This is a genomic window from Faecalibacterium sp. Marseille-P9312 (genome assembly GCF_902497445.1).
Lineage (GTDB): Bacteria > Bacillota > Clostridia > Oscillospirales > Ruminococcaceae > Faecalibacterium > Faecalibacterium longum.
Window position 1 is genome coordinate 118,465 of record NZ_CABVEW010000005.1, and the last position, 25,154, is coordinate 143,618.

Sequence of the window (25,154 nt, forward strand, 5' to 3'; positions counted from 1 at the left end):
AAGAATGAAACTGAACCTGAAAATGCTGGCCGTGAGCGCCGCTCTGCTGGGCCTGCTGGCCGCCGGCGCTGCGCTTCCGGCCTCTGCAGCCAGCCCCCTGAACGCGGCCGCTGCCCTCTCTCTGCCCTGGTCCGCTGCGGCTGTGGAGAGCGTCGAGACCGGCACTTACGCCTCCACCATGACGGTGGGGACGCAGCAGCAGCTCTCGCCGGTCATTCTGCCCGCCAAGGCCGCACGCAAAGCCACGGTAACTTTTATGTCCAACGACAGCACCATCGTGAACGTGACGTCTGAGGGCGTGGCGCAGGCGGTGGGCGTCGGCACGGCGCAGGTCATCGCCAGCGCAGACGGCGTGAGCTGCGTCTACACCATCACCACCGAGCTGGATGAATCCATGATCGTCAAGGAGATGGACATCACGCTGGCCTCCGGCACCATCGCTGTCGGCGAGACCACTTCCCTGTCGCTGGGCGTACTGCCTTCCAGCGCGTCGAATTACGCCAACGTGAGCCTCAGCTCCTCCGATCCCGCTGTGGCTACCGTCAACAACTTCGGCAAAGTCACCGGTGTCGCCCCCGGCACCGCCACCATCACCGCCACCTGCGGCGATGTGAGCGCATCGGCCACTGTCAAGGTCGTCAACAGCGGCGTAGACCGTCAGTCCATCGACCTGAACACGAGCTATGTCGTCCTCAAACCGGGCGCCAGCCGCACCATCACCGGCAAAGTGACCCCGTCTTCTGCCTCCCAGTCCCTCACCTTCAAGTCCAATGACACCAAGGTGGCCACTGTGAGCGCCAAGGGCGTCATCACTGCCGTGGGTACGGGCGCGACCTCCATCGTCGTCTCCAACGGCACGGCGTCCGCCTCGGTGACGGTCATCGTCAACCGGAATGCTTCCAGCTCCGGAAACGGCGGCGGCAGCACCGACGACAGCAACGGTGAGGTCATCACCGACCCCGTCGTGGAGGCCATCGAGGCCGACGGCACCGACGAAGTGACCTTCGCACAGCGCGAGCTCCCCACCATCACCGGCGAGATGCTGAATGCCCTCCGTCTGAACGGCAAGACCCTCGTGGTCGAGGCCGATAACTACACCATCCGCATCGCGGGCCGCGATGTAAAAAACACCTCCGCGCAGGTGAGCACAGCCCTGAGCTTTGCCCCCTCTGAGTATGGTGTCACCTTCACCCTCAACGGCGGCGAGGCTCTGCCGGGCGTCGTTCAGGTCGAGATGACCGGCGACAACGCCGCCTACACCCGCGTCTATCTGCACAATGCCCTCAAGGGCAAGTGGCAGTTCCTCAACAGCTACAAGGACCATGTCCTCGAGGCGGACACGGCGGGCGAATACCTGCTGACCACCCAGAATCTCCGCTTCGTCCATGTGGACATGACCTTCTTCATCGCGGGCCTTGTGGTCATCGTGGGCATCATCATCGCCTACATCGTCATCAAGAAACGCTATTGGTTCTGGTAACTCTCTGGATCTCAGATAAAAAGGAAAGCCTCCCTGGCTGGGGAGGCTTTCCTTTTTTGTTCTATTTACTCCACCGTCACGCTCTTGGCCAGATTGCGGGGCTTATCGACGTCACAGCCGCGCAGGACGGCCATATAGTAGGCGAACAGCTGCAGCGGCACGATGAGCTGCAGGGGCATCAGCAGCTCGTCGTAGTCGTCCAAGCGCACCACATAGTCCGCCACGCCCTCCGGGACGACAACGTCCTTCGTCGTGAAGAGGATGACCCGCGCACCGCGGCTCTTGGTCTCTTTCGCGTTGGAGATGGTCTTCTCGTACACCTGCTTCTGGGTGGCCAGCGCGATGACCGGCACACCGTCGGTGATGAGGCTGATGGTGCCGTGCTTGAGCTCACCGGCAGCGTAGGCGTCCGAGTGGACGTAGCTGATCTCCTTGAGCTTCAGGCTGCCTTCCAGCGAGAGGGCGTAGTCGAAGCCGCGCCCGATGAAGAAGCAGCTCTGGGTGTTGACGAAGCGGCTGGCGAGGTACTTTATCTGCTCACAGTCGGCCAGACGGGGCTGGATGACCTCACCGGCGCGGAGCAGCTCGGCGGTCAGGCGGCGGGTCTCTGCCTCACTCAGACGGCCTCTGGCGTAGGCCAGACGGAACGCGAAGAGGTAGAGAGTGCAGAGCTGCACCATATAGGCTTTGGTGGACGCTACGGCGATCTCCGGGCCGGCGTAGGTGTAGAGGACGTAGTCCGCTGCGCGGGCGATGGAGCTGCCCACCACATTGACGACAGCCAGCACCGGCACACCCCGGCACTTGGCGAGGCGGAGGGCGGCCAGTGTGTCGCTGGTCTCGCCCGACTGGCTGATGATGATGACGAGGTCGTCGGGGTCGAGGATGGGGTCACGATAGCGGAACTCGCTGGCGATGTCCACCTCGGCAGGGACCCGGGCCAGCCGCTCGATGGCAGTCTTGCCCACCATACCGGCGTGCATGGCCGTGCCGCAGGCCACAAGGTGGATGTTCTTGATGCTGCGCAGCTTCTCATCGCTCAGCTCCGGGATGCGGAGGTCGGGCATACCGTCCTCCACGCGGGGGCTGACGGTGGCCGTGATGGCGGCAGGCTGCTCATGGATCTCTTTCAGCATGAAGTGGGGGTAGCCGCCCTTCTCAGCGGCTTCTTCGTCCCAGTCGGCGGTCAGCACTTCCCGCTCCACCGGCTTGCCGAAGGCGTCGTAGAACCGGATGCCGTCGGCCTTGACCACCGCCATGTCGCCCTCCTCGAGGACGCTGTAGCGGCGGGTGTACTTGAGCAGGGCCGGAATATCGGAGGCCACGAAGTTCTCACCCTCGCCCCAGCCCACGATGAGGGGGCTCTCCTTCTTGACGGCGTAGATGGTGTCCGGCTCATCCCGGAACAGCACACCCAGCGCATAGCTGCCCCGTACCATCGCCAGCGCCTCCCGCAGGGCTGCCAGCGGGCTCTGCTTGGGCTGGGCGCAGCAGAAGTAGTCGATGAGCTTGACCAGCACCTCGGTGTCCGTCTCGCTCTCAAAGGTGACGCCCTTGGCCAGCAGGTCGGCCTTCAAAGGGCCGTAGTTCTCGATGATGCCGTTGTGGACGATGCTCACGCGGGGGGTGGAGTGGGGATGGCTGTTGACGTCGCTGGGTTCGCCGTGGGTGGCCCAGCGGGTGTGTCCGATGCCGCAGAAGCTCTCGGGCAGGTTTTCTGCCTCCAGCTTGCGGCGGAGCACTTCCAGCCGCCCCTTGCTCTTGACGACGTGGATGCCGCCTTCCAGCGCCAGCGCGACGCCGGCGGAGTCATAGCCGCGGTATTCCAGCTTTTCCAGACCGTTCAGCAGCACTTCCTGGGCGCTGCGCTTACCCGAATAACCTACGATGCCACACATACAAAACACCTCCATGCCGACAGCCCGGCGCGAACGCACACGGCAGCTGTCAGCCTCTTATGATCAGTCTATGTTCTTGTATGGCTTTCTTTGAAAGGGTTCTGTTGCGGTATTGCTGCCGTTTTTTGCCCTTCTCTGCGGCTGGTATAAGCCCCGGGAGCTTTTGCTCCCGTTTCAACCGGAGGAACACCCGCCGAAACTTTCGATGATCCCTCTCCTCGTCACCCTCACGGCTGTCACCCGCGTGGCCCGGCGCTTTTTCGTCAACTGAAGTGGTCTATCCCCTTTTTCTGCTCTTTCCGCTGCTTTCCTGAAAACAAAAACAGCTCCTTTCGGAGCTGTCAGAAGCCGACGGAAAAGGTCAGCGGTATTGTATCACAAAGTCCCACGTCCGTCAATGGACGCCCAGCATTTTGTGGAGCCTCGGCTGCCAGACCACTTTATAGAGCATCAGCATATTGTGGAGCGCCCGGTCATAGAGCAGAAAGGCTGCATTGCCCATGGCCAGCGTCACCAGCGAGACGGCCAGCGCCGTAGTGCGCAGCTCTTCGGCGATGCTGCCCGCCGGGACCAGCAGCAGCACCAGCCCGTACATCGCCAGGATCCCGCCGTTGCAGAGCAGCAGCTTGCAGACAGCCCGCAGCAGGGCCGGGCGTATCCGCTCGAAATAAGGCTTTGCCAACGGATAGTACCCCAGCAGGAACACAAAGGTGAGGGCCACTTCCTTGTCCGGCACGAAGAGCAGACTCAACAGGCTCACCGCGCCATAGGCCGTCAGAGCCATGGTCTTCCCGCACTCCACGCAGACTGTGGCGATGAGGAAGCTGGCCACCGCCGGAGCGATGAACATCGCAATGGGAAACACAGCCCCCAGCAGCATCAGGGCCACGCTGAGCGCTGCGGCCATGCCACAGTAGGCCATGGCCCAGCTTTTACTTTTGCGTCCCTTCATGGCAGCTCCCATTGTACCGGCTGGCTCTCAGCGTCCAGCGGCTCGATGGCGTGGCGGAGGCCCAAGATCATGATGTTGTCCAGCAGGGGGCGGTTCAGCTTGACGTCCAGCATCCCGTAGGCGCGGACGAGGTCGTTGACCGCAGCGAGGGCCTGCCGCCGGGCGTTTTCCCGGGCGGCGTTCCTGTCGTTGATGCCGTTGAGGAGGAAGACGTTGTAGCGGCCCTTATCTTTGTCCCGGGAAAAGCTCTCCGCTTTGTCCAGCAGATAAGCGGCCCGGCCGATGCAGCTGCCGATGTAGTGCATACTTTTGCGCTGATTGGGGTCGTCGGTGGCCAGCACCGAGTAGAGCGCACCGTAGAGGTTGCCCTTCGGCTCTGCGGCCAGCAGATAGTTCTTGGCGTTCAGGGTCATCTGGACATTGGCCTGGTCCCGCTCCTGCACGAAGATGCGCTCCAGTGCCGGGTTCTCGGCGGCAGCCTTCCGGTAGGCTTGCCGCAGCAGGACGGTGTCCACCACCCGCCGTACCTTTTTATAGAAGGGCAGGTCGGCCCACTGGGCATCCTGGATGCGGTGCCAGCTCAGCAGGACTTCCACCTGTGCAGCCAGCCGGATGCCCTGAGTCTGACACATCATCTGCCGCCAGACCAGCGTACCCGGCTCCCGCATCCGCTTACAGGTGGCCGGACGTCCTGCCAGACTGTCGGCCAGCACTGCGAACAGGACGCCGTTGTAGCGCAGACCATAGCAGGAATACAGCCCATAGGTGGTGTAGAGCTGGCGGCGGACGCCGCGCTGATACCACTGATAGGTGTTGTAATCCCGGATGGTCAGCTCCGGCAGATAGGGCCGCATACGTCCCTTCATTCTGTTCATTCCTTTCGCGGGCCGCGCCGGGCGCAGCCTTTCTTGCAGGGGAAGACCGCTTCCCCACAGCTATAGACTAGTATAATCTATTTTTCGTCAGCGTTCAACCGTTCTTTTGTAAATTTAATTAGAAAAGACCGCACTGGAATCGATTTCAGTGCGGTCTTTGGGTGCATCTTATTTCTTTTCGAAACGGCTCGTGTGGCCGGGCTGGGTGCGCTTGCCGTCAAAGCCGCTCTTGGGCATGGGCTTTGCGGGGCGGTTCTCGAACTTGGGGGCGTTGTAGTACATATACAGCTGGCAGGGGATCATGCCGTTGTACATCTTGCGGCGCTTGTTGGCCCGCTTGCCGTAGTGGTGCTCAAAGTCCATATCGGCAGTGATGGCATAGACACCGGCGCAGGGGTGGGCCTCCATCTGCTGGCCGAGGGTGCGGGCCAGCTTGGCGGCACCCTCGATGGTGCTCATGCGCTCGCCGTACGGGGGGTTGGTCAGGACGATGGCCTCGCTCCTGGCGGCGAAATCGGCCACGTCGGCCACCTCGAAGTGGCAGCGCTTCTCCACGCCGGCCAGCTTGGCGTTGGCGTTGGCCAGAGCCACAGCGGCGGGGTCGATGTCGTAGCCGAAGGCCTCAAAGCCCACGTCCAGCTTGGAGTCGGCCAGAGCCTTTTGGCGCTGCTCGGCCCAGATGGCGGCAGGCACGAAGCTGTAGCGCTCGGCGGCAAAGCGGCGCTTGAGGCCGGGGGCGATGTTCATGGCCTTCTGAGCGGCCTCGATGAGGAGGGTGCCGCTGCCGCAGAAGGGGTCTTCCACGAGGCTGTCGCGGCGGACGCGGCCCAGATCGGCGATGGTAGCGGCCAGTGTCTCACGGATGGGGGCCTCCATGGAATTGCGTCGGTAGCCGCGCTTGTGCAGGCCGTCGCCGGTGGTGTCCAGCATGATCTCGCAGACGTTCTTGCGGAGCATGAAGCGGATCTTATACTCCGCGCCGGTCTCGGGCAGGCTGGTGGTGCGGTGGCCCTGCATCAGGCGCTTGACCACGGCCTTCTTGATGATGCTCTGGCAGGCCGGCACGCTGGACAGCTGGCTGTTCAGCGAAGAGCCGGTGACCGGGAAGGCCGCGTCGGCGGGCAGCAGCTCTTCCCAGTGGATGGAGTAGACGCCGTCGAACAGCTCGTCGAAGGTGGTGGCTGTGTAGGTGTTCAGGAGCAGCATCACGCGCTCCACGGTGCGGAGGTTGAGGTTGGCGGCGGCGATCATATCCGCGCCGCCCCTGAAGGTCAGACGGCCGTCGCTGACCCGGATGTCCTCGGCGCCGATGCGGCGCAGCTCAAAGTTGGCCGTGGACTCGCACCCGAAAAAGCAGGGGGCGATGAGTTCAAATTTTGCAGGCATTCTGGTTTCCTTTCCTGTCGGGTGCGGCGTGCCGCACCAAAAAACAGGCCCGCCCCGCTGGGGGCAGGCCCAAAGCTTCTTCGTCTTGTGCGGACGGCTCAGCGGCTGCCGCGGCGTCCCCGGGGTGCGTAGCCGCCGCCCCGGCGGTTGTTGGTCTCGTGGTCGAGGTCGGCCATCTTCTCTTCGCTCTGGCTCTTGAAGCGGCTCATCATGTCCTCAAAGCTCAGGTTGTCGCTCTTGGCCGGGGCCTTGGGCTGCCAGACGCGGGGCGCTGCGTCCCGTGCCGGGCCGCGTCCGCCCTGGGGACGTCCGCCCTGACCGTTGCGGCGGAAGCCGCCTTCCCGCGGGCCGTTGTTGTTGGGGCGGGGGCCGCGGCCTTCACGCGGAGCGCGGGGTTCCGGCGGCAGCAGCCGCTTGATGGACAGCGCGATCTTGCCGTCCGGTGCCACGTTGATGACCTGCACCTTCACGGTGTCGCCGTCATGCAGCACGGCTGCAATGTCCTGCACATACTCGTTGGACACCTCAGAAATGTGGACCATGCCCACGCGGCCCTCCGGCAGCGCAACGAATGCGCCAAACGGTTTTACGCCGGTGACACGGCCTTCAAAAATATTCCCTACCTCAATCGCCAAAACTCAATACTCCTTGTTGACTAATGTGTTTCCCGCCGGCCGCAAGCCGCTCGGGGCGCGGCATCAGTTGCCCGTCACATCCACAAAGATGCGCTCGTTGGCCGCCGCATAATTGTAAGAGTCCCGCGCGACCCACTCGGTCACGTCGTCCGAGTCGCCGCTGAGGATGCGCTGCATCTCCTCGTTTTGGGTCTTCTGCTGGTCGATCTGCTCCTGCAGGGTGTCCAGCTCCGCTTTCTTGGAGCTGAGCGCCACCTGATTTGCGATGTACGCCGCCAGCATACTCAGCAAAAGCAGAAGGAAGAGCAGTTTCAGCACAGCGCCCACGACGGACGCCTTTCTCTTCCGCTTTTTCCGGCTCGGATTTGCCATAACACAGTGCCTCCCGTTTTCGGACAGCAGGCCCGATGCGCCTGTACTCTCACTTTGATACGTTTGAATTATACAACATACGCCGTGGTGTTGGCAAGCTCTTTTTCTGTTTTTTTGCAAGTCTTTTTTCGTTCCGCCGTACTTTGGCGGCGGCGCGGGCGGCTTTCCACGGGGCGATGCACCGGGCGGCGAGCCGCACCGGCCCCAGCAGCAGTTTCCCCGCAAAGGCTTCGGCAGCGGCGAACAGAGGCCGCAGCGCTGCCTGCACCGCCCCGGCGGCGCAGAACGCCGCCAGCGCCATATAGCCCCGCAGCTGCCCGGCCTGACTCTGGGAGACGGCATAGCTCTGCAAAGCCATCAGCACGGCTCCCACAAAAAGCATATCCGGCAGGAACGCAGCCCTGCCCCGGGTGGGCAGAACGGCCCGCGCCGCGCCCAGCACACCGCCCAGCACCGCGCAGGCCGCCATCTCCTGCGCCACCGCCCCGGGCGAAAGCGCCGGGCCCATCACCGGACGAGACGGCGCAGAAAGCCGCCCGGCGTATGCTCTGCGGTGTATTCCAGCGTGTCCACCCGGCCTGTAAGCTTGACTTCGCCCTTGTCGAGGTCGAGGCTGGTGACGCTCAGCTCGGCCCCGGTGAGTTCCAGCGTCCCTTTCGAGGTGAGCATCGCCGCCCCCTCGGCGTCGCAGCGGATGACCCGCCGCACACCGGTGACGGTCAGCTTGTTCCGCCCCTCCAGGATGAGGTCATGAGGCAGAGCCTGCTCCGGCTTTGCGTCCTGTTGTTTCATGCCATTCCCCTCCCCTTTTCTGCCATCTTATGCAGGGCGGGGCGGGGTCATGCCGGATTTACTCGGCCTTCGGGGCGTCGTGGGCGGCTGCCAGCACGTTGTCCTGCTCGATGATCTCGTACATCTCGCGGGCCACGTCCTTGGTGCGGGGCTCCACGTCGGAGAGGACCTTCACCTTGATGGGCCGGTTGCCGAAGGTGACCTCGATGATGTCGCCGGCCTTGACGGCCTGGCTGGCCTTGGCGGTCTTGCCGTTGATGAGGATGCGGCCCGCGTCGGCCACCTCGTTTGCCACCGTGCGGCGCTTGATGAGCCGCGAAACTTTCAGATATTTGTCTAAACGCATTTCTAAACTCCTTGTATCAACCTCTCAGTCTCGCTGTCGCTCGACAGCTCCCCTATTAGGGGAGGTGGCACGCCGTAGGCGTGACGGAGAGGTTGTTCCTCTATTAAAAAAGCCGCCGGGCCTAAAGGTTCCGGCGGCGATGGGTTTTCTCTTACAGGGTGTCCTTCAGAGCCTTGCCCGGCTTGAACACGATGCTCTTGGAAGCAGCGATGGTGATGGGCTCGCGGGTGCGGGGGTTGATGCCCTGACGCTCAGCGCGCTCACGAACCTCGAAGGTGCCGAAGCCGGAGATGGAGATCTTCTCACCCTCGGCCATAGCCTTGCCCAGTGCCTCGAATGCAGCGTTGACAGCCATCTCGGCGCTCTTCTTGCTCATCTCAGTGTTTGCCGCAACCTGTGCGATCAGATCGGTCTTGGTCATAATAAAAGCCTCCACAATATTCTCAACATTTTCTATTCGAGCAGACGGTCTGACCGTCTGGTACCCGTTTACGTTTCGTCCGCTTCCAGCCTCTGGGTGAAGCGCTTTGCCGCGAAGGTCAGAGCCTCTTCGGCATCCACACCGGCCAGACGCATGGCATCGGCGGCGGCCAGCAGCAGCTCACCGGCGTTCTCTGCCGTCTGCTGTGCGTCCCACGCGGCCTTGGCGTTGTCCAGAGTCCTGGCCGCACCGGCGGCATCCTCCGGCCCGCAGCCGAACCGCGCGGCCCGCTTCTGGAGCTTCTGGGCGCGCATTAGGGCGGGCAGGGTGGCCGGGACGGTGTCCAGCTCATCGGCCAGGGTCGTGCGGCCCTTTTCCTTATTTTTGAGCGCATCCCAGCTGTTTATACCAGCATTTTCCGCCGCAGAGGAAGCAAAGATGTTCGGGTGGCGGAAGACCAGCTTCTCGCACACCTCGCGGCAGACCTTTTCCATGTCGAAACGGCCCCGCTCCTCCTCGATGACGGTGTGGAACACCACCTGCATCAGGACGTCGCCCAGCTCTTCCTGCATCATGACAGGGTCGTCGGCGTCGATGGCTTCCAGCGCCTCGCACGTTTCTTCCAGAAAGTTTTTCCGGATGGAAGCGTGGGTCTGGACTTTGTCCCACGGACAGCCGTTCTCCCCGTCTCTCAGGATGCGGATGATCTCCACGAGGTCTTCCGCCGTATAGTGTTCCCGCGGCGTCCAGTCCTGCATGGGGCGTCTCCTTTCCGCATTCCAAAAATATCTGCGAACAGATTCAAATTGTACCGCAGAATCCGCCGAAATGCAAGGGTACAAGCGCATTTTCCGGCTTTTTGCGTCAAAATTTTCATTTCATTCACAACAAAAGGCGGCATCCCCCGGGGGACACCGCCCTGCGTGGGCTTTTTCGCTTACAGCTGTGCGCCGCACTTGTTGCAGAACAGCGCGTCGTCCGAGACGGGCGCGCCGCACTGGGGGCAGGTCTTGGCCTCGTCGTCCTCGGGCTTTGCCTCGGCGGGCTCTGCGGCTGCGTCAGCCGTCACGTCGGCGGCGGCCTCTTCCGTATCCTCGAAAGTCGTCTCAATGACGGTATCCGGCTCGAGAGAGGCTTTCAGGTCGGAGAGCTCCTGCTCGATGTTGGCGATCATCTCGATGTATTTGTCCACAAGGGGCTGGTTCTCCTCGTTGCCCTTGGCCAGACTATACACCAGAGCGCCCAGCTGGCGCTGCGCCTTGTACAGCTTGCTCTGCGCGTTCACGATCTTTGCCTGGGTGCGGCCCTTTTCGGCCAGATCCAGCGCGGCATTCCTGCCTTTCTCGGCATACTCGAGGCCCATTTCCTTGATCTTATTGAAGTCCATAAAAGACACCTCACTTGTCTATGCCCGGGGTGGGCAGCACTCCTCTGCGTTTTCTGCTCAGGCTGTCCCTGTGCCGCCGGAGATTATTTTCATTATAGCGCACTCCCGGGGGGAATGCAACGAATCCCACCCAAGTTTTACAGAATCGTGCGGATTTGGAAACAGTTTTTTCGCAATTTGCACACGTTCCGCGTTCTGATGTCGTTTAGAAGCTGTTTTCGTAAGCAGGGTGCGCCGAACGGCGAGGATTTTTGCCCGCAGACAAGGCGATTTTCCGCAGCAATCCTGACGGATTGCAAGGGAAAGCAACGCAGTATGCGGGCAAAAAGACCGTTTCGGGCGGTGTGCAATGCTTAGGAAAACGGCTTCTCAAATTTCGCCTGCGTAGAACTCGCGCAGCATACTGTCGGCGGGCAGAAGCTCCAGCTCCACCGGAGCCACATGCTCGAAGCGGCGGGCCGTCTCGTCCCAGAGCTCCGCGTTGTGGCCTTCCAGCGTGAAGCGCTGGCTCACCGGGCGCAGGAGCTTTGCGATGAGGCCCAGCTCGTAGGTGAAGGAAGTGTCCAGCAAAAAGTCTGCCGTAGTCTTGAAGCCCTTGATATACCGGGTCTCGCCGTCGAGGACCCGGTCCCACATGGCGAGGGTCTTGGCGGGGCTGCGGCCCCGGGCGGCGGCATCCCGCAGGGTGCGGCGGCAGAGGCGGATGTCCTGGGTGTTGATGACACGGCGGCCATCAATGCAGTATTCCTCCCGCAGGCCGGCGTAGATGCGGTAGACGTCGTCGCCCTTCACGAGGCCCGTCAGCTCAGGGTTCAGGGCATGGATGCCCTCCACGATGCAGACGCCGCCCTTGAGGTCCAGCGTCTCCGTCTCGGAGGAGCGGGACTCGGTGGTGAAGTCGTAGATGGGCAGCACGGTCTTGCCGGTGGTGCTCAAATCGCTGAGGCACTGGCGGATGAGGGACATATCCAGTGTGTCAGGGTTCTCGTAGTCCAGCGTACCGTCGGGCAGGCGGGGGTAATACTGAGCGCCCTTGAAGAAGTTATCCAGACTGATGACATGGGCCGGGGTGCCGGAGGCTTCCAGAGCCTCCGCCACCTTATGAGCCGAAGTCGTCTTGCCGCTGGCCGACGGGCCGGTGAGCATGACGATCTTGGCGCGGGAGTCCCTGATCTTCTGGGCAGCATAGGCCACCCGCTGGCGGTAGCTCTTCTCGCTCATCTCCGCCAGCGCCGCCGGGCTCTGGGCGGCGACGTTGTACAGGTCTATCTCAACCAGACGTTTCGGTACCCAAATCGTGATCATAAAAAACCGCCACTCCTTTTTTCCGTTCCAGCACTTCGTCGAAACGCTGGATGTATTCTGTCGGATACTTGAAATTAAAGATGCGCTGCATCCGCTTGCCGCCGTCGGCCACCAGCTTGGTGCTGCCGCCTGCGCCGGCCGAGAGGATGGTCTGGACTTCTTCCATGATATAGATATTATAATACCCCTCGTGGCCCGGCTTGCACCAGCCCACGTTTTCCAGGTTTTGGAGGGTATTTTTCTGACGATAGAGGTAGTAGGGCCGATAGCCCGCCTCGGCCAGCAGATGGCACTTTTCCAGCATGGCGGCCACGTCGGCGTAGTCGTTCTCCTTCTGGTCCTCGATGACGATGCGGGAGGCCCGCTTGAGGGTCAGGGTGTGGACGGTGATGTTCTCAGGGTCGAGGGCGATGGCCTGACGCAGGCTCTTCTCGAACCCTTCCACCGTGTCGCCGGGCAGGCCAGCGATGAGGTCCATGTTGATGTCGTCGTGGCCTGCGGCCCGGGCCTCGGCATAGCAGTCGAGGATGTCCTGAGCCGAGTGCTTGCGGCCAATGTTCGCCAATACTTCATCCGAAAAGGTCTGCGGATTGATGGAGATGCGGGTCGCGCCGTATTCTCGGATGACGGCCAGCTTTTCGGCGTCGGTGCAGTCGGGGCGTCCGGCTTCCACCGTGTATTCCACGATGGTGGAAAGGTCGAAGCAGTCCCGCACCGTCCCCATGAGCTGGCGCAGCTGCGCTGCCGAGAGGCTGGTGGGGGTGCCGCCGCCGATGTAGATGCTGCAGAGCCTCAGCCCGGCCTTGTCGGCCTCGTCCCGGATGGCCTCGACCTCTTTGCACAGGCAGTCCACATAGGGCTGCACCAGCTTGCGGTCACGGTCGAGGTTGCAGCTGACGAAGCTGCAATAGCTGCACCGGGAGGGGCAGAACGGGATGCCGATATAGAGGCTGTAGGTCTTGGGCGCACCGCCCACTTTCAGGATAGGCTCCTGCAAGTCCGCGATGGCCTTGGCCATGCCGTATTTTTCGGGCGAGCAGTCGAAGCGCTTGAGGAAGAAATCGTCGATCTCCTCTTCCGTCCAGCCTGCGGCCCGCTTGTCGTGGACGAGGCGCACCGGGCGGACGCCGGTCATCTTGCCCCAGGGCGGGCGGATGCCCGTCCAGCTGCGCAGCAGGTCATAGGTCAGGCTGGCCAGCGCAAATTCCGGCGTCTCGCCGCCCTCTTCCACGGGAACGGGCAGAGGTGCTTCGGCGGTCTGGCTCTTGCCGCCCTGCCGCACCATGGCCCAGAGCTTGTCAGGCCGCTTCTCGGCCCAGACGCAGTCTGCGCCGTCCTCGGGCGGGGTGAGGGTGAGCGGGGCCATTGGGTAGAACAGGCGGACGAGGTGCTCCACCTCGTAGCCCGAGCCGAGGCCCGTGATATAGATATTCATGTGAAATCCCGCCTTTTTATGCGTTTCTCAGCGCATTTTTGATATAGAAGTTGGTGGCGGCCTCCTGCCCGAAGGTGGAGAAATCGCCGTGGCCGGGCAGCACCTGCGCCTCGGCCGGGACGGGCAGGGCCGCAAACTTGCGCAGGCTCTCGTCCATCTTCCGGCTGTCGCCGCCCTCGAGGTCGGTGCGGCCGATGCTGCCCTGAAAGACCGTGTCGCCCACGAAGAGATAGTTTTCGCACAGCAGCACCACGCTGCCCTCAGTGTGACCGGGGGTGTGCCAGACAGTGAAGCGCAGCTCGTCGAGGGGGATGACCTCGCCCTCTTCGTAGCCGCTGTCCGAACCCTTGAGGGGCAGCAGCTGGGTCCCCCGACAGTCGGCGGGCTCACAGTAGAGCTTTGCGCCCCACTCGCGGCTCAGGACCCCCGCACTGCCCACATGGTCGTAGTGGCCGTGGGTGCAGAGGATGAGGCTCAGCTTGCCGCCGTGCTCCTTTAAGATCTTATCGTACTCCTGCACCTCGGCGGCGGGGTCGATGACCACCGCGTTGCCTGCGTCCGAGATGAGCAGGAAGCTGTTGGTGTAAAACGGCGCAGGGCCGACCAGATGAAATGCCTTCATGGTTTATTTTTCTCCTTTATGCCACTCGTCGGTGTCGATGACGATGGTGCAGGGGCCTTCGTTGACCAGCGACACCTGCATATCCGCGCCGAACTCGCCGTGCTGGACATCCTTGAGGCCCTGCTTGTTCATCTCGGCGAGGAACAGCTCGTAGGCGTCCACAGCCAGCGGCGGTCTTGCCGCCTTGATGAAGCTGGGACGGAAGCCCTTCTTCGTGTCGCCGTAGAGGGTGAACTGACTCACCACCAGTGCAGAGTACCCGAGGTCCTTTGCGCTGAGGTTCAGCTTGTCGTTTTCGTCCTTGAAAATGCGCAGGCCCGCGCATTTTTCAGCCAGCTTCGGCACGATGTCGAGGGTATCGGTGTCCTTGACGCCCAGCAGGATGACGAGGCCGGGACCGATGGGGCGCGGCTCGCCGCCGTTGACCCGGACGCTGGCCGAGGATACGGCCTGAATGACTGCACGCATATTAGCTCCTTGTTACCTTGAGCACATCCTTGACTTTGGACAGACGGGCCACGACCCGGTTGAGGTGCTCTGTATTGTTGATGCCGATGGTCAGGCTGATGACGGCACAGTTGTTCTCCACCTGACGGGCGTTCATGGCGTAGATGGGGACGCGGATGTCAGCCAGCGCGGCCAGCACATCGGACAGCAGCTCGTTGCGGTTGAGGGCGATGATCTCCAGACCGGCCTTGTAGCTGTCCTTGACGCTGTCGGCCCAGTACGCCTTGACCCAGCGGGGGGCGTTGGAGGGGTCTTTCATGCTGGACACCGCGTTGGCGCAGCTCTGCTTGTGGATGGAGACACCGAAGCCCCGGGTGATGAAGCCCACGATGGGGTCGCCGGGCAGGGGCGAGCAGCACTTTGCAAACTTGATGGGGGTGTTGTCGAAGCCCTCCACCACCACGCCGTCGGTGGCGTGGACGCGGCTCAAATCGACCTTCGGCAGATCCTCCACCGACTTGTTCTCAGCAGCCTCGGCGGCCTTGAGCTTCTGCCACTCCTCTTTGAGCTTGGGCAGGCAGTTGGCGATGGTCATGCCGCCGTAGCCGATGGCAGCGTAAATTTCCTCCGCGTTGTTCTGGCGCAGACGACGGCTGCAGCTGCCCACGAACTCGTCCAGCTGGTCGTCGGGGATGAAGATCATCTCCCGGCGCAGCTCTTTGGCCAGCGCGTCGCGGCCCTGCTGGATGTTCTCTTCGCGGCGCATCTTCTTGAACCAGTTGCGTATCTTGCTCTTGGCCTCGCTGGTGCGCACGATCTTGAGCCAGTCGCGGCTGGGGCCTTTGTCCGCCGGGCCGAGGATGACTTCAATGATCTCGCCCGTCGCCACGACATGGTCGATGGGGACGATGCGGTTGTTGACCTTACAGCCCACCATCCGGTTGCCGACGGCAGAGTGGATGGCGTAGGCAAAGTCGATGCAGTTGGCGCCCGCAGGCAGGTTGATGACGTCGCCCTTCGGGGTGAAAGCAAAGACCTCCTCCGGCAGCAGGTCGCTCTTCAAATCGTGGAGCAGGTTGCCGGAATCCTCGCTGACGCGCTGGTTTTCCAGCAGCTGGCTGACCCAGGCCAGCCGCTCGTCCAGCTTATCGTGGCCCTCGAGGCCCTCCTTATACTTCCAGTGGGCGGCAACGCCGTACTCGGCCTGCTCGTCCATGGTGCGGGTGCGTATCTGCACCTCAAAGGGGATGCCCTCGTGGCCGATGACGGTGGTGTGGAGGCTCTGGTAGCCGTTGGGCTTGGGGGTGGAGATATAGTCCTTGAAGCGGTTGGGCAGCGGGTGGTACATATCGTGGATGAGGCCCAGGGTGCTGTAGCACTCAGCCAGGGTGTCCAGGATGATGCGCACCGCGTAGATGTCGTAAATTTCATCGAAGGACTTGTTCTGCATGATGGTCTTGCGGTAGATGCCGTAGATGCTCTTGACTCTCCGCTTGATGGTCGCGCCCTCGATGCCGCTCTCCTCGAGGCGGCTCTTGATGACGCCCGACACGCTGGCCAGGAACTCGTCGCCCGCGCGCTCGCTGAGCATCTTGTTGATCTCCTCGTAGCCCACGGGGTCGAGGTAGTGGAGGCTGCGGTCTTCCAGCTCCTCCTTGACGTTCAGGATGCCCAGACGGTTGGCGATGGGGGCGTAGACCTCCATGGTCTCCCGGGCCTTGTCGCGGCGCTTCTGCTCCGGCCATGCGTCGCCGGTGCGCATATTGTGCAGGCGGTCACAGAGCTTGATGATCATGACGCGGACGTCACGGCTCATGGCCAGCAGCATCTTGCGCAGGTTCTCGGCCTGCAGCTCTTCGATATTGGAAAATTGGATCTTGGTCAGCTTGGTGACGCCGTCCACCAGCGCAGCCACCTCTTCGCCGAAAGCGGCGGTCAGGTCGGTCAGCGTGGTGGGGGTGTCCTCCACCACGTCGTGGAGCAGGGCGGCGGCGATGCTCTCGCTGTCCATGCCGAGGTCCAGCACGAGGCGGGCCACGGCCAGCGGGTGGCAGATATAGGGCTCACCGCTGCGGCGGCAGACCCCCTTGTGGGCGTCGTTGGCCAGATCGTAAGCCTTTTCTATCATGGCCATATTGTAGGCTTTGCCGCTGGCTTTGATGGCCTCCACCAGCTTCTCCCAGGTCACGATCTCGGGCCGCACCTCCGAGGGAAGGGTCCCCTCAGGGGCGTTGGCCGGCAGGGCCGTTGCGGCCACGGTAGCCATCTCCGTCACCGGCACGGGCTGGTGGAGATGGGTCTTTGCAGAATAGCTGTCCTCTTTCGCCGCAGCCGGTGCTGCGGGCGAGGGGGCGACAGGTTTCTTTCCCTCAGGCATCTTTATCGTTCCTCCAGACATTTCAGGATGGGCGCATCGGCAAGGTTCTTCTTGCCGGTGGCAGGCACGAGTTCCCAGAACTTTGCCCCGCCCCGGTCAGCCGCTGTGATGAGGCCGACCTGTTCCAGCGCGGAGACGGCCACCAGCGTCCGGCCGGTGTTCTCCTCGCCGAGTTTTGCAAACAGGGGCTGCAGGTCTTCGGCGTGCCAGCGCCGCGCCTGCAGCTCCCGATAAACGGTGATGATATGGCTGCGCTCCGGGGCGATGCTCTCCTTCTGCTCCGGTGTCAGGGGCGTACCCCGGCGCAGCGCCTGCACCAGCGCGGCCTGCTCTGCAGCTGTGTTGCCGAGGCCCGCCGGGTGCAGCTCGATGATGCGGCCCGACAGCTGTGCGCCCCGGGGCGAATCGTAGACCGAAAGGCTGATGGCTGCGTCCACGACGTCGCCCGTCGAGTAAGGCACCTGTTCCGGGTGCATCCCGAACCAGACGGCATAGATGCTGGAACTGCCCTGCCGCAGACGCAGGCGGCAGTGCTTGCCCTCCGAGACGGCGTAGACGCCCTCCACGACGGCCCTTTCCAGCACGAAGACCGGGCTGGGGTTGTCGGCACCGTAGGGTGCCAGCTGGTCGAGGCGGCGGACGCTCTCCACCGTCAGGCGGTCGAGGTGGACGGACAGATCACACTCCAGCGGCGGGGTGCGCAGCACGGGACACTCCCGGGCCGCCCAGTCGTTGAGCCGCTGGCGGAGCGTCTGCAGATCCTCTTCCCGCACCGAGAGGCCCGCTGCCATGGCGTGGCCGCCGAAGCGGAGCAGGATGTCGGCGCAGGAGGCGATGCACTCGTGCAGGTTGAAGCCCTGCACGCTGCGGCCGCTGCCCTTGCCCTCGCCGTGCTCATCTACCGACACCACGATGACCGGGCGTCCGGTCTTTTCCACAAGGCGGGAGGCCACGATGCCGATGACGCCGGGGTGCCAGTCTCTGCCCCAGAGCAGGATGACCCGGTCTTCGAGGCGTTCCGGCTCAGCGTCCAGCAGCTCCTGCGCGGCTTTGACGATCTCCATCTCCGTCTCCTGCCGCTGGATGTTGATGTCGCTCAGCTTATGAGCCAGTTCGACCGCCCGGTCTTCGTCCTCACAGAGCACCAGCTGCAAAGCGGTGACAGCGCTGTCCATCCGGCCCGCCGCATTGATGCGGGGCGCGATGGCATAGCTGATGTTCTCTGCCGTCACCGGCTTGCCTGCAAGGCCCACTTCTTCCAAAAGGGCGCAGAAGCCGGGTCTGTCCGTATTTTGCAGCTGGCGCAGACCTGCTTTGACGATGGTGCGGTTCTCCCCTGTCAGGGGCATGACGTCGGCCACGGTGCCAACAGCGGCGAGGTCGCCGCAGTATTCCAGCATCTCTTCCGGCGGGCAGCCATCCAGCGCGGCGCAGAGCTTGAAGGCCACGCCCGCGCCGCACAGGCCCTTGAAGGGGCTGTGGTCGTCGGCACGGCGGGGGTCCACGATGGCCACTGCCTGGGGCAGGGTGTCGTGGGGCAGATGGTGGTCTGTGATGATGAGGTCGATGCCGAGGCTGGCCGCGAATGCGGCTTCCTCTACGGCAGAGATGCCGTTGTCCACCGTGACGATGAGGCGGCAGCCCTTATCGTAGATCGACTGGATGGCGTTCTTCGAGAGGCCGTAGCCGTCGCCCTCCCGGCTGGGCAGCATACACTTGACGGCGGCGCCCATCCCTTTCAGGTGCTGATAGAGCAGGGCCGTGGCGGTCACACCGTCCACGTCGTAGTCGCCGAAGACGACGATCGTCTCCCCCTCGTCGATGGCCCGCAGGATGCGCTCACAGGCTTTGTCCATGTCGGTCAGGAGCATGGGGTCGCTCAGCTCTTCTTCGCCCGCCAGAAGGGTCAGCGCCTCGGCGGGGTCGGTGATGCCCCGGGCAGCGAGGATGCCGGCCAGCAGGCCGGCTTCTTTCTGCTGGGCCGCGAGGACAGAGCGGTACTTTTCCTCGCTCCACTCTTCGTCCATGTTCTGGTATTCCAGCTCTTCGGTGTTCTGCTGGGCGATGGCCGCTGTCAGCTCTTTCAGGGCGGCGCGGTCAACGGTCTTGGTGTTCCAGGCCCGGTAGGTCATCGCAATCCCTCCCCGGCCAGACCATCGTTCGCCAGCATCCCCTGCAGCGCAGCGATCTCGCTGGAAACGTCCAGCGCCACGTCCGACAAAAGCTTATCGTAGAGGTTATCATAAGCCTGATTCAGGGTGTGCAGGATGCCCGCAATATCCCGGCGGATGGCCTCCGCGTTCTCGCCCTGCTGGCTCTGCACGTCGTTGTAGGTGTGCAGGAGCTTGAGGGTGGTGGGGATATAGTATTCCGCAAAGCGGCGGGCCTTGGGCAGGCTCTCGGGGTGGGCTTCCAGCCAGGCACAGATGGACTCGGTGGTCTTCTGCATATGCTGCAGCTCCTCCACAGCCCGCTCATCCTCCATGAGTTCCTGCTCCTTCTCGAGCACCTGCGCAAAGCGGCGGGTCGTCTCGAGGTTCAGGGGGACTTCTCCGGCCTGTTCCGGCGCTTTTTCCGGTTCGGGCTGGGGCTGATTTTCCTGTGCGGCGCGGTAGTCCTCCGCCGTCAGGTAGAGCTTGTCGTTTTTCTCGTCCAGCCAGGCACTGAGCCAGCCCTTGTGGATGAATTTCCGCAGCATCTTGAGAGCCTTGGTCTTCTTTTTATGCGTCAGGTCGGCCAGCATGGAGAGGGACAGGCCCTTGTGCCAGTCGAAGCCCTCGGCGGTATCGGCGTAGAGCTCCAGGGTCTTGGCGGCCTTCATACGGGACGCGCCCGCCGCGGTCAGCCAGCCGAACACAGCGGTCACAGCGGCAGAGCACCACCCCGTCACCGCGATCGCACCCAGTGCGAGATCGCCGATGGCACTGAGGAACGTATCCGCGGTTTCGACGATCACGCCGCCGGACGTGAACGCCCCCGCCGTGCCGAAGCAGGCGATGGCCGTGATGCCGAAGAGGACGGCGAATGTGATGCCGGTCGCCAGCATGGCGACGCCTGCGCCGTGGCGCTTTTTCGCGCTGGTGCGGATATTCTCGATGGCCGTCGGTTCCGGCTTCTTCGCAAAGAAATTGCGCGCCCAGTCGGTCATCCCGCTGGCGCTGGCGCTGCTTCTGGCCTCCTCGGCCCGCTTCTGGTACTCCTGTTTTCCGGCCTGAAAGGCCCGGCCAGCCTCCGAGATGCCATAACCGGCGGCGTTCACTGCGGCGCGGCCCACATCCCACACACGGTCGCCGATCTCCTCGCCCCGGCCCTCAAAGCCGTGGCGGAAGGAGTCGGACATGGTGTCGCCCAGCTCGCGGAGCTGGCGTTCCAGCTCCTGCTGCACCTTACGGCCTTCGCCGTCCTTCGCCGTGCGGTCAAAATCGTCTTCACGATCAGTCATTCAACTTCTCACCCTTCTGCCGGGCTGTACCGGCTGATGATGGCGCGGGCCACCCGCAGGCCATCGACGGCGGCACTCATGATGCCGCCCGCATATCCGGCACCCTCGCCGCAGGGATACAATCCTGCCAGCTGGGCGCATTCAAAATTTTCTTCCCGTTTCAGCCGCACCGGGCTGCTGGTACGGGTCTCGAGGCCGGTCAGAATGGCCTCGGGGGCGGTGTAACCCGCAATTTTCCGCTCGTAAGCCCGCAGACCGGCCCGCAGGGTGTCGGCCAGTTCGGTCGGCAGCAGTGCGCCGAGGTCCGCAGCGACGACGCCCCGGTCATAGGTGGGCTGGACGCGGCCAATGTTCAGCCGGCCCCTGCCCTCCAAAAAGCTCTGGATGTTCTCCGCCGGGGCGGCATACTCCCCGCCGGGACGGCCTGCCGCATAGGCCCGGGCTTCCAGCTCCCGCTGGAAGGCGATGGCCTTCCGGGGGTCGTTGCCGAAGTCTTCGCCGCCCACGCTGACCACCACGGCCGCGTTGGCATTCCTGCCGCTGCGGGCGTGGTAGCTCATGCCGTTGGTCACGACACGGCCCTTTTCGCTGGCCGAAGCCACCACCTGGCCGCCCGGACACATACAGAACGTATAAACGCACCGTTTTTCAACGTGCTGCGAAAGCTGATATTCGCCGCGCGGCAGGGCCGGATGGCCCGCCGCCTCGTGGTAGAGGCTCTTTTCGATTTCTGATTGGAGATGCTCTGCCCGGAAGCCGACGCTGAAGGGCTTGCACTCCAGCACGAGACCGCTGTCCATCAGCATCCCGAAGGTGTCGCGGGCCGAGTGGCCCACCGCGAACACCAGCGCCTCACAGGGGAACGCACCGTCCGTGGTCCGGATGCCGACGAGCCGGCCGTCCCGCCGCTCGAAGCCGGTGAGGGCTGTGTTGAAGTGGACCTCGCCGCCCAGCGACTCGATCTCTTTTCGGATCGAAGTGATGACGCCCCGCAGCAGGTCGGTGCCGACATGAGGCTTCTGCTGCCAGGCGATCTCCTTCGGCGCGCCGTGCTCGAGGAACACTTCGGTCACGAAGCCGCAGAGCTCGTCGCCGATGCGGGTGGTGAGCTTACCGTCCGAGAAGGTGCCGGCGCCGCCCTCGCCGAACTGGATGTTGGCGTTTTCGTCCAGCTCACCGGTGGCGGAGAAATGCTCCACGGCCTTGACGCGCTCGTCCAGCGCCGGGCCGCGTTCCAGCACGATGGGCCGATAGCCCTGACGGGCCAGCAGCAGCGCCGCAAAGAGGCCCGCCGGGCCGAGGCCGCAGACCACAGGCCGGTGCGTCAGCGGCAGAGTGCCGTTCTGCACCGAGAGATCGGTCTTGCCCCGGACGGTGACGCTGCGGGAAGCACCCGCACAGGTGGCCTCTTCCCCCTCCTCTTTCAGGGTCACGGCCACGGTGTACACCAGCTTGGGCTGGCCGTGGCGGGCGTCCACCGAGAGCCGGGCGATGCCCAGATGGCTCACCTTTCCCCGGGGGATGCGGGCGAGGCGGAGGGCTTTTTCGTAGGCCTGCGGCTCCCCGGCGGAGAGGGGCAGGCGAATATCATGGATCAGGATCATATACTCAGTTACTTTCTATCTTGCACTGCACCACATAGCTGCCCAGCGCAAAAATTTTGTCGTTGGCCGGCACATAGAGGCGGCAGGCGATGTTCTGCTGGCCGATGGCGACATAGAAGTCGTCGGCGTCGATCTCAATGACCACCTGTTCCGGATTCAGTGCTTCCAGAGAACCGGCCGGGCCGCAGAGGGTGACGTTCATCAGCCGCTCCGTCTCCACGGTCAGGGTGTAGGTGGAGGGCAGGTTGATGACCTGCACACAGCTGGCGGGCAGGTTCATGGTCTTGGTCTCCAGACGGGAGCTGTCGAAGCTCACCGTGATGCTGGAGATGTTGTCCAGCAGGCGGATGCCGCTGGGCAGTTCGATGGGCATTTCGTACACCTTATCCAGTGCAAAGGTGGAAAGGTCGATGGTACCCACCGACAGGGTGGACAGACGGTCGATCTGGAACTCCGGGCCGGCCACATTGAGGGTCTTCTTGCTCAGGGAGTAGACCAGCACCGAGGGGTCAAAGTCGCGGGGCGCGTTGATAAAGCTGACTTCCACCGGCAGGGTGGCCAGCTTATACACCTGCAGCGTGACCTCGACGCTGTCCGTTTCCAGAGTAGTATACTCAAATTTCACCTCTCCGCCGCTGCGGGTGTAAAAACGCAGGCCGGTGTCCAGAGTGACGGGGCTGGTCAGCTCGCCGTTGTAGGTCACCTCGGCGGTGCAGGTCTCCACCTTGCTCAGCTCGGTGCTGGGTCCGGAGAGAGTCACCGTCTCCTTCGAGATGTCGGTGCCGTAGAGGATATAGCCGTCTGCTATCTTCAGGTAATTCGTCGTCACCTGGATGGGCAGGGTCTTTTCTTCCACCACATCGAACACCACGTCCACGGTGTTGTCGCCGTCGATGGAGACGGACACCCCGGTGAGCAGGGTGCTCTGGCTCCGCACCTGAAGGCGCAGGCTCTTTTCGCCGCTGTCGCGGACGCTGGACCAGTCGGGGTAGACGACAAAGTCGTTGGCCGACAGGCTGCCGATGGTGTAGCCGTCGCCGGAAAGCTTCAGGTTGACCGTTTTTTCCTCCGCATTGACGATGCTCAGGCCCCGGGAAGTGTAGGCAGCCGAATCATAGGTAAAGTCCACCGGAACATTATAGATGGTGGTGGTGGTGCCGGGCTGCACGACGATGGTGACAGCCATCCACGCGATGACTGCACCCAGCAAAGAAAGCAGGAGCCGAATGCGGCGGTCGTTCAGCAGATTGCGCTTGGGGGGTACGGCAGGCTTGCCGTTGTTCTGCTCAGTGCTCATTGCTGCTCATCCTCCTCCTTGTTGTTCACCCAGTTCAGCAGGCGCTTGCCCCGGGCCTTCCAGCCCTCGGCAGCGCTCTTCTCGCTGGCGGTCTCCTTGGGTATCATCTCATCCACCAGCCGGGTGTAAAGGGTCTGACGGTCAAAGTGGCGCATGAGCACACCGTTTTTCGCCATCGAGATGATGCCCGTCTCCTCGCTGACCACGATGGCGATGGCGTCGGAGTTCTCGGCGATGCCGAGGCAGGCGCGGTGGCGGGTCCCCATGTCCTTGCCCAGGTCCAGGTTGTTGGAAAGGGGCAGCACACAGCCTGCGGCCTTGATGCGGCCATCCTCGATGATGGCTGCGCCGTCGTGGAGGGGGGTACCCTCGTAGAAGATGGTACCCAGCACCTCGAGGTTGACTGCACTGTTCACGGGCGTGCCGGTGCGAACGATCTCAGAAAGGTTGGTGTTCCGTTCCAGCACGATGAGCGCGCCGGTCTTGGTCTCCGAAAAGCGCTCTGCCGCGTCGCAGATGGCGATGATGGCGCTGCGCCACGCGCCCTTGAGGCTGGTGTCGTTGTAGCGGTTTTTATTGAAGAAGCGATAGGCCCACTGGTCGGTCTGGCCCATCCGCTCCAGCGCACGCCGTATCTCGGGCTGGAACAGCACCACCAGCGTCAGCAGACCGACTTGCAGCAGCGAGTTGAGCAGCCAGGTGACGGTGCGCATATTCAGGATGTTCGCCACCAGATAGACCGCCATCACGATGAGCGCGCCCTTGGCCAGCTGGCCGGCGCGGGTGCGGTTGACGAAGCCCAGCAGCTGGTAGATGAGGAACGCGATGATGAGGATGTCCAGCAGGTCTACCAACTTGAAGGTCTGGAAGTTTGCTACGATAGAGTTCAGAGTCATGGGTCACATTCTCCCGTTCACACTGCTTCGATGAGGGCGACGGCATGGGCCGCGATGCCCAGCCCCTCGCCGGTAAAGCCCAGATGCTCCTCGGTGGTGGCTTTGACGCTCACGGCGTCCACCGGCATCCCGAAAGCCTCGGCCAGCTTTGCCCGCATGGCCGGGATGTGGGGGGCCAGCTTCGGGCGCTGGCAGAGGATGGTGGCGTCGATGTTCTCGATGCGCCAGCCGTGCCCGGTCATGATTTCTGCCACACGGCGGGCCAGCATGAGACTGTCGGCCCCGGCGTACTCTTCCGCCGTATCGGGGAAGTGCTGGCCGATGTCGCCCAGCGCCGCTGCGCCCAGCACGGCGTCCATGACCGCGTGGGCCAGCACGTCGGCGTCCGAGTGGCCCAGCAGGCCCTTCTCATACGGCACTTCCACGCCGCCCAGGATGAGCTTGCGGCCCTCCACCAGACGGTGGACGTCGTAACCATGACCAATGCGCATTTTCTTTCCTCCGTTCCCGGCCCGGGGCAGGTCCTCCCGGGTGGTGATCTTGATGTTTGCGTAGTCGCCCTGGACCAGCTCCACCGGACGGCCCGTCAGCTCAAACAGGCTGCAGTCGTCGGTGACGAGGCGGGCGCTGGCCTCGTCCAGTTCATCCAGCGCCGCCAGATAGGCGGCCCGGTCGAAGCACTGGGGCGTCTGCACCGCATAAAGGGTGCTGCGGTCGGGGGTGTTCTCCACCATGCAGCCTTCCGGCACAGTCTTGCCGTCGCCGCCCTTCGCCTGCTTGATGGTGTCCTTCACCGGCACTGCCGGGGCGGCGGCACCGCAGCGGGCAGCGGCCGCTATCGTGTCGGCGATAACGCTCTGGCTCACGAAGGGCCGGGCCGCGTCGTGGACGGCCACCAGTCTGCCGTGGGCAGCGGCCACGCCGCTGCGGGCGCTCTCGGCGCGGGTCGAGCCGCCCTTCACCAGCCGCACCGGCTTTTTGCAGCGGGCAGCAGCCCGCTGGGCATTCTCACCAGACGCGCCGGTCACGATCACCAGCTCGTCCACCTCCGGACACTCGTCAAAGGCCCGGACGCTCCGCTCCAGGACGGTCTCACCGCCCAGATCGAAGCTCAGTTTATCAAATCCCATCCGGGTGGAAGAACCAGCCGCCACCAGGACTGCCGTCACACGATGTTCCAATTTC

The 25,154-nt window shown here is 63.2% G+C and carries 24 protein-coding genes; 1 reads left to right on the plus strand and 23 read right to left on the minus strand.

The features are described from left to right. Positions 1 to 4 precede the first annotated feature (4 nt). Positions 5 to 1,480 carry an Ig-like domain-containing protein gene (locus F3G95_RS05305; RefSeq protein ID WP_149794124.1) on the plus strand — a complete coding sequence of 492 codons (1,476 nt, stop codon included), beginning with the start codon at positions 5 to 7 and terminating at the stop codon, positions 1,478 to 1,480. A 65-nt stretch (positions 1,481 to 1,545) separates the two neighbouring features. Here F3G95_RS05305 and glmS read toward each other — a convergent pair whose 3' ends face one another. The 23 genes from glmS to ispF all read right to left on the minus strand — a co-directional run bounded on the left by glmS (position 1,546) and on the right by ispF (position 25,150). Next, positions 1,546 to 3,378 carry a glutamine--fructose-6-phosphate transaminase (isomerizing) gene (glmS, locus tag F3G95_RS05310; protein WP_188117515.1) on the minus strand — a complete coding sequence of 611 codons (1,833 nt, stop codon included), beginning with the start codon at positions 3,376 to 3,378 and terminating at the stop codon, positions 1,546 to 1,548. A 394-nt stretch (positions 3,379 to 3,772) separates the two neighbouring features. Then, positions 3,773 to 4,330: a hypothetical protein gene (locus F3G95_RS05315; protein ID WP_149794125.1), complete on the minus strand. Its 558-nt coding sequence runs from the start codon at positions 4,328 to 4,330 to the stop codon at positions 3,773 to 3,775. Continuing rightward, positions 4,327 to 5,196 carry a DUF5685 family protein gene (locus F3G95_RS05320; RefSeq protein ID WP_149794194.1) on the minus strand — a complete coding sequence of 290 codons (870 nt, stop codon included), beginning with the start codon at positions 5,194 to 5,196 and terminating at the stop codon, positions 4,327 to 4,329. Before F3G95_RS05320 ends, F3G95_RS05315 begins: the two co-directional genes overlap by 4 nt. A gap of 177 nt (positions 5,197 to 5,373) precedes the next feature. Continuing rightward, the gene (locus tag F3G95_RS05325; RefSeq protein WP_149794126.1) at positions 5,374 to 6,591 is read right to left on the minus strand and encodes a class I SAM-dependent RNA methyltransferase; all 1,218 of its coding nucleotides are present in this window, start codon (positions 6,589 to 6,591) and stop codon (positions 5,374 to 5,376) included. A gap of 98 nt (positions 6,592 to 6,689) precedes the next feature. Next, on the minus strand, positions 6,690 to 7,226 hold the full coding sequence (locus tag F3G95_RS05330; RefSeq protein ID WP_149794127.1) for a S1 RNA-binding domain-containing protein: 537 nt from the start codon (positions 7,224 to 7,226) through the stop codon (positions 6,690 to 6,692). Positions 7,227 to 7,289: 63 nt separating this feature from the next. Continuing rightward, complete coding sequence (locus F3G95_RS05335; RefSeq protein ID WP_015564276.1) at positions 7,290 to 7,598, minus strand: septum formation initiator family protein; 309 nt, start codon at positions 7,596 to 7,598, stop codon at positions 7,290 to 7,292. Between the two features lie 49 nt (positions 7,599 to 7,647). Next, complete coding sequence (locus F3G95_RS05340; RefSeq protein ID WP_149794128.1) at positions 7,648 to 8,106, minus strand: hypothetical protein; 459 nt, start codon at positions 8,104 to 8,106, stop codon at positions 7,648 to 7,650. Further along, positions 8,106 to 8,390, minus strand: coding sequence for a YabP/YqfC family sporulation protein (locus tag F3G95_RS05345; RefSeq protein ID WP_015564274.1), 285 nt, complete (start codon positions 8,388 to 8,390; stop codon positions 8,106 to 8,108). The genes F3G95_RS05340 and F3G95_RS05345 overlap by 1 nt, the downstream gene beginning before the upstream one ends. A 58-nt stretch (positions 8,391 to 8,448) precedes the next feature. Then, positions 8,449 to 8,736 (minus strand): RNA-binding S4 domain-containing protein, encoded by a 288-nt coding sequence (locus tag F3G95_RS05350; RefSeq protein WP_015564273.1) that lies wholly within the window; start codon positions 8,734 to 8,736, stop codon positions 8,449 to 8,451. Between the two features lie 151 nt (positions 8,737 to 8,887). Continuing rightward, positions 8,888 to 9,157: an HU family DNA-binding protein gene (locus tag F3G95_RS05355; RefSeq protein WP_015564272.1), complete on the minus strand. Its 270-nt coding sequence runs from the start codon at positions 9,155 to 9,157 to the stop codon at positions 8,888 to 8,890. Between the two features lie 68 nt (positions 9,158 to 9,225). Then, on the minus strand, positions 9,226 to 9,915 hold the full coding sequence (locus tag F3G95_RS05360; protein WP_149794129.1) for a MazG family protein: 690 nt from the start codon (positions 9,913 to 9,915) through the stop codon (positions 9,226 to 9,228). Between the two features lie 179 nt (positions 9,916 to 10,094). Then, a complete protein-coding gene (locus F3G95_RS05365) occupies positions 10,095 to 10,544 on the minus strand; it encodes a zinc ribbon domain-containing protein (protein WP_149794130.1) in 450 nt (149 codons plus the stop codon). 369 nt (positions 10,545 to 10,913) lie between these two features. Next, positions 10,914 to 11,849 (minus strand): nucleoside kinase, encoded by a 936-nt coding sequence (locus tag F3G95_RS05370; protein WP_149794131.1) that lies wholly within the window; start codon positions 11,847 to 11,849, stop codon positions 10,914 to 10,916. Continuing rightward, a complete protein-coding gene (hemZ, locus tag F3G95_RS05375; RefSeq protein ID WP_149794132.1) occupies positions 11,815 to 13,284 on the minus strand; it encodes a coproporphyrinogen dehydrogenase HemZ in 1,470 nt (489 codons plus the stop codon). Before hemZ ends, F3G95_RS05370 begins: the two co-directional genes overlap by 35 nt. 16 nt (positions 13,285 to 13,300) lie before the next feature. Then, positions 13,301 to 13,906, minus strand: coding sequence for an MBL fold metallo-hydrolase (locus F3G95_RS05380; protein ID WP_149794133.1), 606 nt, complete (start codon positions 13,904 to 13,906; stop codon positions 13,301 to 13,303). A 3-nt stretch (positions 13,907 to 13,909) separates the two neighbouring features. After that, positions 13,910 to 14,374: a D-aminoacyl-tRNA deacylase gene (gene dtd, locus F3G95_RS05385; RefSeq protein ID WP_149794134.1), complete on the minus strand. Its 465-nt coding sequence runs from the start codon at positions 14,372 to 14,374 to the stop codon at positions 13,910 to 13,912. Between the two features lies 1 nt (position 14,375). Further along, a complete protein-coding gene (locus tag F3G95_RS05390) occupies positions 14,376 to 16,730 on the minus strand; it encodes a bifunctional (p)ppGpp synthetase/guanosine-3',5'-bis(diphosphate) 3'-pyrophosphohydrolase (RefSeq protein ID WP_149794135.1) in 2,355 nt (784 codons plus the stop codon). Between the two features lie 2 nt (positions 16,731 to 16,732). Further along, complete coding sequence (gene recJ, locus F3G95_RS05395; protein WP_149794136.1) at positions 16,733 to 18,862, minus strand: single-stranded-DNA-specific exonuclease RecJ; 2,130 nt, start codon at positions 18,860 to 18,862, stop codon at positions 16,733 to 16,735. Further along, positions 18,859 to 20,172 carry a 5-bromo-4-chloroindolyl phosphate hydrolysis family protein gene (locus F3G95_RS05400; RefSeq protein ID WP_149794137.1) on the minus strand — a complete coding sequence of 438 codons (1,314 nt, stop codon included), beginning with the start codon at positions 20,170 to 20,172 and terminating at the stop codon, positions 18,859 to 18,861. The genes recJ and F3G95_RS05400 overlap by 4 nt, the downstream gene beginning before the upstream one ends. 8 nt (positions 20,173 to 20,180) lie before the next feature. Beyond that, positions 20,181 to 21,776 carry an FAD-dependent oxidoreductase gene (locus F3G95_RS05405; protein WP_149794138.1) on the minus strand — a complete coding sequence of 532 codons (1,596 nt, stop codon included), beginning with the start codon at positions 21,774 to 21,776 and terminating at the stop codon, positions 20,181 to 20,183. Between the two features lie 4 nt (positions 21,777 to 21,780). Further along, positions 21,781 to 23,073, minus strand: coding sequence for a CdaR family protein (locus F3G95_RS05410; RefSeq protein ID WP_149794139.1), 1,293 nt, complete (start codon positions 23,071 to 23,073; stop codon positions 21,781 to 21,783). Next, positions 23,070 to 23,969, minus strand: a complete 900-nt coding sequence (gene cdaA, locus F3G95_RS05415; protein WP_149794140.1) for a diadenylate cyclase CdaA — start codon at positions 23,967 to 23,969, stop codon at positions 23,070 to 23,072. Before cdaA ends, F3G95_RS05410 begins: the two co-directional genes overlap by 4 nt. A 17-nt stretch (positions 23,970 to 23,986) precedes the next feature. Further along, complete coding sequence (ispF, locus tag F3G95_RS05420) at positions 23,987 to 25,150, minus strand: 2-C-methyl-D-erythritol 2,4-cyclodiphosphate synthase (protein ID WP_149794141.1); 1,164 nt, start codon at positions 25,148 to 25,150, stop codon at positions 23,987 to 23,989. Positions 25,151 to 25,154 lie beyond the last annotated feature (4 nt).

Excerpts from the sequence above, each read along its gene's own strand:
- F3G95_RS05305 (WP_149794124.1), top strand. The coding sequence starts at position 5 with ATGAAACTGAACCTGAAAATGCTGGCCGTGAGCGCCGCTCTGCTGGGC.
- glmS (WP_188117515.1), bottom strand. The coding sequence starts at position 3,378 with ATGTGTGGCATCGTAGGTTATTCGGGTAAGCGCAGCGCCCAGGAAGTG.
- F3G95_RS05315 (WP_149794125.1), bottom strand. The coding sequence starts at position 4,330 with ATGAAGGGACGCAAAAGTAAAAGCTGGGCCATGGCCTACTGTGGCATG.
- F3G95_RS05320 (WP_149794194.1), bottom strand. The coding sequence starts at position 5,196 with ATGAAGGGACGTATGCGGCCCTATCTGCCGGAGCTGACCATCCGGGAT.
- F3G95_RS05325 (WP_149794126.1), bottom strand. The coding sequence starts at position 6,591 with ATGCCTGCAAAATTTGAACTCATCGCCCCCTGCTTTTTCGGGTGCGAG.
- F3G95_RS05335 (WP_015564276.1), bottom strand. The coding sequence starts at position 7,598 with ATGGCAAATCCGAGCCGGAAAAAGCGGAAGAGAAAGGCGTCCGTCGTG.
- F3G95_RS05340 (WP_149794128.1), bottom strand. The coding sequence starts at position 8,106 with ATGGGCCCGGCGCTTTCGCCCGGGGCGGTGGCGCAGGAGATGGCGGCC.
- F3G95_RS05345 (WP_015564274.1), bottom strand. The coding sequence starts at position 8,390 with ATGAAACAACAGGACGCAAAGCCGGAGCAGGCTCTGCCTCATGACCTC.
- F3G95_RS05350 (WP_015564273.1), bottom strand. The coding sequence starts at position 8,736 with ATGCGTTTAGACAAATATCTGAAAGTTTCGCGGCTCATCAAGCGCCGC.
- F3G95_RS05355 (WP_015564272.1), bottom strand. The coding sequence starts at position 9,157 with ATGACCAAGACCGATCTGATCGCACAGGTTGCGGCAAACACTGAGATG.
- F3G95_RS05360 (WP_149794129.1), bottom strand. The coding sequence starts at position 9,915 with ATGCAGGACTGGACGCCGCGGGAACACTATACGGCGGAAGACCTCGTG.
- F3G95_RS05365 (WP_149794130.1), bottom strand. The coding sequence starts at position 10,544 with ATGGACTTCAATAAGATCAAGGAAATGGGCCTCGAGTATGCCGAGAAA.
- F3G95_RS05370 (WP_149794131.1), bottom strand. The coding sequence starts at position 11,849 with ATGATCACGATTTGGGTACCGAAACGTCTGGTTGAGATAGACCTGTAC.
- hemZ (WP_149794132.1), bottom strand. The coding sequence starts at position 13,284 with ATGAATATCTATATCACGGGCCTCGGCTCGGGCTACGAGGTGGAGCAC.
- F3G95_RS05380 (WP_149794133.1), bottom strand. The coding sequence starts at position 13,906 with ATGAAGGCATTTCATCTGGTCGGCCCTGCGCCGTTTTACACCAACAGC.
- dtd (WP_149794134.1), bottom strand. The coding sequence starts at position 14,374 with ATGCGTGCAGTCATTCAGGCCGTATCCTCGGCCAGCGTCCGGGTCAAC.
- F3G95_RS05390 (WP_149794135.1), bottom strand. The coding sequence starts at position 16,730 with ATGCCTGAGGGAAAGAAACCTGTCGCCCCCTCGCCCGCAGCACCGGCT.
- recJ (WP_149794136.1), bottom strand. The coding sequence starts at position 18,862 with ATGACCTACCGGGCCTGGAACACCAAGACCGTTGACCGCGCCGCCCTG.
- F3G95_RS05400 (WP_149794137.1), bottom strand. The coding sequence starts at position 20,172 with ATGACTGATCGTGAAGACGATTTTGACCGCACGGCGAAGGACGGCGAA.
- F3G95_RS05405 (WP_149794138.1), bottom strand. The coding sequence starts at position 21,776 with ATGATCCTGATCCATGATATTCGCCTGCCCCTCTCCGCCGGGGAGCCG.
- F3G95_RS05410 (WP_149794139.1), bottom strand. The coding sequence starts at position 23,073 with ATGAGCACTGAGCAGAACAACGGCAAGCCTGCCGTACCCCCCAAGCGC.
- cdaA (WP_149794140.1), bottom strand. The coding sequence starts at position 23,969 with ATGACTCTGAACTCTATCGTAGCAAACTTCCAGACCTTCAAGTTGGTA.